At 68.8% G+C, this 6,117-nt stretch carries 8 protein-coding genes; 1 reads left to right on the top strand and 7 read right to left on the bottom strand.

Features of this window, described 5'->3' with window-relative positions; translation table 11 throughout:
* The 7 genes from ilvC to ilvN form a co-directional block, all read right to left on the bottom strand.
* Nucleotides 1-791: ketol-acid reductoisomerase (gene ilvC / locus PKD06_RS17960; protein ID WP_324382552.1), on the bottom strand; the 791-nt coding region annotated here is incomplete at its 3' end.
* 43 nt (nt 792-834) lie between these two features.
* Complete coding sequence (locus PKD06_RS17955) at nt 835-1,482, bottom strand: TetR/AcrR family transcriptional regulator (RefSeq protein ID WP_324382550.1); 648 nt, start codon at nt 1,480-1,482, stop codon at nt 835-837.
* A gap of 114 nt (nt 1,483-1,596) precedes the next feature.
* On the bottom strand, nt 1,597-2,688 hold the full coding sequence (locus tag PKD06_RS17950) for a 3-deoxy-7-phosphoheptulonate synthase (protein ID WP_324382548.1): 1,092 nt from the start codon (nt 2,686-2,688) through the stop codon (nt 1,597-1,599).
* Between the two features lie 219 nt (nt 2,689-2,907).
* A complete protein-coding gene (locus tag PKD06_RS17945; protein WP_324382546.1) occupies nt 2,908-3,552 on the bottom strand; it encodes a glutathione S-transferase N-terminal domain-containing protein in 645 nt (214 codons plus the stop codon).
* Nucleotides 3,553-3,561: 9 nt separating this feature from the next.
* On the bottom strand, nt 3,562-3,915 hold the full coding sequence (locus PKD06_RS17940; protein ID WP_324382544.1) for a type II toxin-antitoxin system PemK/MazF family toxin: 354 nt from the start codon (nt 3,913-3,915) through the stop codon (nt 3,562-3,564).
* Nucleotides 3,902-4,174: an AbrB/MazE/SpoVT family DNA-binding domain-containing protein gene (locus PKD06_RS17935; RefSeq protein WP_324382542.1), complete on the bottom strand. Its 273-nt coding sequence runs from the start codon at nt 4,172-4,174 to the stop codon at nt 3,902-3,904. The genes PKD06_RS17940 and PKD06_RS17935 overlap by 14 nt, the downstream gene beginning before the upstream one ends.
* A 78-nt stretch (nt 4,175-4,252) precedes the next feature.
* On the bottom strand, nt 4,253-4,807 hold the full coding sequence (gene ilvN / locus PKD06_RS17930) for an acetolactate synthase small subunit (protein WP_324382540.1): 555 nt from the start codon (nt 4,805-4,807) through the stop codon (nt 4,253-4,255).
* Nucleotides 4,808-5,017: 210 nt separating this feature from the next.
* Here ilvN and PKD06_RS17925 point away from each other — a divergent pair, with 210 nt between their 5' ends.
* A complete protein-coding gene (locus PKD06_RS17925; protein WP_324382538.1) occupies nt 5,018-6,112 on the top strand; it encodes an alpha/beta hydrolase in 1,095 nt (364 codons plus the stop codon).
* The last annotated feature ends 5 nt before the right edge of the window (nt 6,113-6,117 follow it).

The following is a 6,117-nucleotide window of genomic DNA, read 5'->3' as shown; positions in this document are numbered from 1 at the left end:
GGGCCGGTGACGTATTCGCCGTATTCGGCCGTGTTCGAGATCGAGTAGTTCATGTTGGCGATGCCGCCCTCATAGATGAGGTCGACGATCAGCTTCACCTCGTGCAGGCACTCGAAATAGGCCATTTCGGGGGCGTAGCCCGCCTCGACCAGCGTCTCGAAGCCGGCCCTGATCAGCTCGACGAGGCCGCCGCAGAGCACCACCTGCTCGCCGAAGAGGTCGGTTTCGCATTCCTCCTTGAAGGTCGTCTCGATGATGCCGGCGCGGCCGCCGCCATTGGCCGAGGCGTAGGAGAGGCCGAGGTCGTGGGCGTTGCCCGTGGCGTCCTGGTCGATCGCGATCAGCGTCGGCACGCCGCCGCCGCGCTGGTATTCGGAGCGGACGGTGTGGCCGGGGCCCTTGGGTGCGATCATGAGCACGTCGAGGTCGGGACGGGCCTCGATCAGGTTGAAATGAACGTTGAGGCCGTGCGCGAAGGCGAGCGCCGCGCCCTGCTTCATGTTGGCGGCGAGGTCGTTGTTGTAGATGTCGGCCTGAAGCTCGTCGGGCGTCAGCATCATGACGAAATCGGCCCATTTGGCGCCCTCGGCCGGGGTGAGGACCTTGAAGCCGGCCGCCTCGGCCTTGGCGCGGGTCTTCGAGCCCTCCTTGAGGGCGATCGCGACCTCCTTCACGCCCGAATCGCGCAGGTTCTGCGCATGGGCATGGCCCTGGCTGCCATAGCCGACGATCAGGACCTTCTTGCCCTTGATCAGGTTGATGTCGGCATCACGATCGTAATAGACGCGCATGTGACTTCGTCCTTCCTGTGAAAACGCTCTGCGGTTGCGGGGGTCAGGTCTGCGGCTTGCTTGTCTTTGCGCCGTAGAGGGTGAGGAACTGCTCGGCGGCGCGGGCCGCGTCGCGCGCGATGTCCCGGGCCGTCAGGCCGAGGCGGTCGCCGAGGAGAAGGCGGATCTGCACGTCGCGCCCGACGAGGCCGAAGAAGGTGCGGAACGCCTCTTCCGCATCCTCGAAGGCGAGGAGCCCGGCCGCGCGCCCTTCCTCCAGGACCGGCTTCAGCCGCTCGCCGATGGCGAAGCGGCCATTGGCGAGGACGAGATGGCCCAGATCGTCCTTGGCCGAGGCCGCGTGGCCGATGGCGAGCCGGTTGAGGGCGATCGAGGTCGGGCTGGAAATCGTCTCGAGCCAGGTGGCCGCGAAATCGCGCAGGCTGTCGCGCAGGGCCGCGACGTCGAGCTTCTGGCGGTCGTAGCTGCCCGCCCGCACCCGCGAAGCCTGCCACTGGACGGTGGCGGCGAGGAGCCCGTCCCTGTCGCCGAACCACTTGTAGAGGCTCTCCTTGGAGCAGCTCGCGCGGCGGGCGACGGCATCCATGGTGAGCGGGTCGCCCGCCTCGACCATGAGGCCGAGCACGGCGTCCAGCACCGCCTGCTGGCGGGCGGTGGGGGGCTCTCCCCGGATTTCCGTCCCTGTCGCCATGATTCGATGCGTCGGTGAACCGTACCGTACGTTACTTATGCCGTCCTTAGGCCAAGAGGCGGCCGGTGGCAAGGGGGTGGCGGGGCGGAGATCCGCTCCCGCCGCCGATCGCCCTCAGGCCGAGCGAAGCTGCGTGGCCTGGCCGTGGCGGGCCGCCCCCTGGCGGCGCGCCGCGACGGCGTCCGCGAGGGCGTGGAGCGTCGAGACCGTGGTGTCCCAGCCGATGCAGCCGTCGGTGATGCTCTGGCCGTAGGTCGGCGTCATGCCGGGCAGCACATCCTGGCGGCCGGCAACGAGGTTGCTCTCGATCATCACGCCCACGATGCGGCGCTCGCCGGCCGAGACCTGGCCTGCAATGTCGGCGGCGACGCGCGGCTGGTTCTCCGGCTTCTTGGAGCTGTTCGCGTGGCTCGTGTCGATCATGAGCCGCGGCGCCACCCCGGCCCGGGCCATCTCGGCGGCGGCGGCCTCGACGCTCGCCGCATCGTAATTGGGCCGGCTGCCTCCGCGCAGGATCACATGGCAATCCTCGTTGCCGGTCGTCGCGGCGATGGCCGGGCGCCCGCTCTTGGTGACCGCCATGAAACGGTGCGGGTAGGAGGCCGATTTCACCGCCTCCGCGGCGATGCGGACATTGCCGTCCGTGCCGTTCTTGAAGCCGACCGGGCAGGAGAGGCCCGAGGCCAGCTCGCGATGGATCTGGCTCTCGGTCGTGCGCGCCCCGATCGCGGCCCAGGAGACGAGGTCGGCGATGTATTGCGGCGTCGTCATGTCGAGGAACTCGGTGCCGGCCGGAAGGCCGAGATCGCCAAGCTCCGCCAGGAGGCGGCGGGCGAGGCGCAGGCCCTTGTTGATGTCGAAGCGGCCGTCGAGATCGGGATCGTTGATCAGCCCCTTCCAGCCGATCGTCGTGCGCGGCTTCTCGAAATAGACCCGCATGACGATCTCGAGCCTGTCGGCCAGTTCCCGGCGCAGGCCGGCGAGGCGGTGGGCATAGTCGAGGGCGGCCTTCGGATCGTGGATCGAGCACGGGCCGACCACGACGAGCAGGCGGTCGTCCTCGCCTTCGAGGATGGCGTGGATCGCGGCGCGTGCGGCGGCCACCGTCTCCGTGGCGGCCTCGCTGCGCGCGATCTCGGCCAGCACCTCGTCGGGCAGGCTCAGTTCCAGAAGGTGGGTGACGCGAAGGTCGTCTGTGGCTTGCATGGGTCTCTCTCCTGTCTCGGAGACCTGCCGGCCAAAGAAAAAGCCGCCAGGTCGGCGGCTGTTCGGATGTCCTGCTGCGAGCTTTTCTCAGGTCGCGCGTGATCCTCCCACCGCCGGTGAGTTGCCGAAGCTAAAATACCAGAAATAGGCGGCGGCGGGGACCATGCCGGCTCCATAGCCGAGCCGGGCCGGCTTGTCACCTGCCGACCGCCCCGGCGCTCAGGGCAGCGCGATCCCCTCGCGCTCGAGCGTGCGGCGAACCGCCGGCCGCTCGCCCAGCCTGCGGGCATGGGCGGTCCAGGCCGGGAAGTCGCGCGCCATGTCGTAGCCGAGCGTCGGGCCGCGGCCCCAGGTCCAGAAGACCAGGAGATAGGGATCGGCGACGCTGTAGCGCTCGCCGGCGAGCCAGGGCGTCGACAGCGCGGCGAGCTTCTTCTCGACCTGCTCCCAGATCTCGCGGGCGCTCGCCCGTCCCTTCTCCACGACCTCCGCCTTGGCAGCCTCGCTCGTCGCATAGCGCTCGGGCCGGCGGATATGGGCATAGGCGACGTGGATTCCCGAGGAGCACCAGGCGCACCATTCGGCGCAGACGGCATCCGCCCGCGCCTCCTCGGGCCAGAGCCCCGCCTCGGGCGCCTTGCGGGCGATGTAGCGCAGGATGGCGGGGTTCTCGGTGACGACGAATCCGTCATCGGCGAGGGCGGGCACGCGGCCCTTGGGATTGATCTTCAGGTAGTCCGGCGAGCGCTGCTCCGTCTTCGCGAAATCGACGCGGCGGGGCTCGAAGGCGAGGCCCGATTCCTCGATCGCGATGTGGGAGGCGAGCGAGCAGGCGCCCGGAGAATAGAAGAGCGTGAGGGTCATGGCTGCCTTTCAGTCGATGTCGATGGCAAGAAGAGCCGCGATCTTGGCGCGGACGAGGGAAAGCGTCTCCGGGGGAGCCGGGCCGAGCTTGCGGAGGATCCGCTCGCGGCGGTCGATGGCGCGGATCTGGTCGCACAGCACCGCGCCCTCGGCGGCGAGTCCCTCCGGCAGGAAGACCTTGGTCGGCCAGGGATTCGGGTTCCGCGTGATCGGGCAGACGATGGCGCGGCGGGAGAAGGCATGCATCTGCGCCGCGGAGACGACCAGGGCCGGCCGCAGCCCGTCCTGCTCCGAGCCGCGGATCGGCGCGAGCTGCACGAGGACCAGGTCGCCCGCAGCGAGGTCCCAGTCATCGGGAGGCATCGTCGTCGATGCTTTCCGATCCGCGATCAGGACCCCAGTCGACGCTTGCGGGCTCGAAGCCGGGGCCGAGCCGCCGCGCCTCCTCGGCCATCTCGTCGAGGAGGCGGCGTGACTGCGGGCGCGGGCGCATGAGACGGATGTCCCGCCCCTCCATCACGAGTTCGAGCTGCGTGCCGGGCTCCAGCTTCATGGCATCCGCCACGGCTTTCGGAAACCTCATGGCGGTGCTGTTGCCCCAGCGCGCGACCTGGACCTTCATGGCGGATGCCTCATCGAGGCGGAAGCCTCATCGAGCTGGATATACAATGGATATCTGAGGCGGGGAGGGCAAGGGGTCTCACATCCCCTTGGCGCCGCGGCTCATGGCGGCGATGCCGGTGCGCGAGACCTCGACGAGGCCGACCGCCACCATCAGCGAGATGAAGCGCTCGACCTCGTCGGTCGTGCCGGTCATCTCGAAGACGAAGGAGGTGAGGGTCGCATCCACGATCCGCGCCCCGAAGGCCGAGGAGAGCCGCATCGCCTCGACGCGCTGCTCGCCCTTGCCGTCGACCTTGGCGAGGACCAGCTCGCGCTCGATGGCGTTGCCCTGGACCGTCAGGTCGAGGACCCGGTGCACGGGGACGAGGCGCCCGAGCTGGGCCTTGATCTGCTCCAGGATCGCATTGGTGCCCGTGGTGACGATCGTGATGCGCGAGACGTGGCGCTCGTGCTCGGTCTCCGACACCGTCAGGCTCTCGATGTTGTAGCCGCGCCCCGAGAAGAGGCCGGCGATGCGCGCGAGGACGCCCGGCTCGTTGTCGACGATGACGGCGAGCGTGTGCCGGTTCACGGGCTCGACGGCCTGCGGGTCGGGATAATGGGTGGCTGTCGGCAGGGACATCGCGTTCATGGGAGCTTTCTCGGAGCAGGCTTCTGCTGACGTTCCCATCGCGTCAGCGGGAAGGGATTGCAAGCGCCCGCCTCCCGATCCGGCGGGAGCCGCGTCAAGTTCGTTTTAGGACCCGGTGTGTTCATTGCGTCATCGACTCCCGCCGCGCGCAGGAGGATTCATCCAGGCAGTCAGGCCGCCTGCACGGCTGCCGGTCCGTTGGAGCCCACCTTGCGTTTCGGCCTGATCTTTGTCCTGCTCCTGCTGGCGGGATGCTCCTCGCGCCCCGGCCCCGAACTGCTGAGCGACGTGCCGGCCTATCCCGGCGCCAAGCTGGTCAAGGTCTATGTCGCGACGACGCGCGCGCGGCAGAATCCGGGCCAGAACGTGTTCACGAGCAATCTCGCGGACGGGCTGAACTTCGCCGAGTTCACGATCTCCATCCCGCCGGGCCATGTGCCCGGCACGGTGCAATGGCCCGAGGGAGATCGTATCGATCCCTCGCGCAGCTTCGCGACCGTGAGCCAGCGCCTGCTCACCCGCAAGGAATTCGAGGCTCAGGTCGCTCCGCGCGGCGGCTCGAAGAGGATCGGCCTGTTCATCCACGGCTTCAACGTGAACTTCCAGGAAGCCCTGTTCCAGCTCGCGCAGATGAAGTTCGATTCCGACATCCCGGGCGACGCCGTCCTGTTCGCCTGGCCGTCGGAGGCGAGCGTCAGCGCCTATGTCGCGGACAAGGATGCGGTGACGGCCTCGCGCGACGGCCTGTCCGACGTGATCCGCACCCTGGCCCGCGGGCGCGGCCCCGGGGACACGCTCGTTCTCGCCCACAGCATGGGCTCCTGGCTGACGATGGAATCCCTGCGCCAGCTCAAGCTGACGGGCCACGGGGACGTGCTCGACCGGCTGGACGTCATCCTGGCCGCGCCCGACGTCGACAGCCAGGTCTTCCTCTCCCAGATGGAGGTCATCGGGCGCATGAAGCGGACCATGCGCATCCTCGTGGCGACGGACGATCTCGCCCTGTCCGTGTCGGCCCGCATCGCGGGGGGGCGCAAGCGCGTCGGCAGCATCGACGTGCACAATCCCCGCGTCCAGCAGGCGGCCCAGCGCTTCAACATCCAGACCATCGACATCTCGTCGATCGAATCCACCGACACCTTCAACCACAGCCGCTTCGTCCAGGCGGTGGCGCTGAGCGCGAAGCTCAACGCGATGGGCAAGCAGGACGGGGTCCGCCATGCCGGCGCTTTCATCCTGAACACGGTCGGCGCGACGCTGGCGAGCCCCTTCTCCATCGCCGGCCAGGTGGTCGGCGGCGACTGACGCGG

The organism is Enterovirga sp. (assembly GCF_035325185.1).
GTDB lineage: Bacteria > Pseudomonadota > Alphaproteobacteria > Rhizobiales > Beijerinckiaceae > Enterovirga.
The sequence above is the reverse complement of the archived record's forward strand: the minus strand, read 5'-3'. Positions and strand labels throughout refer to the sequence as shown.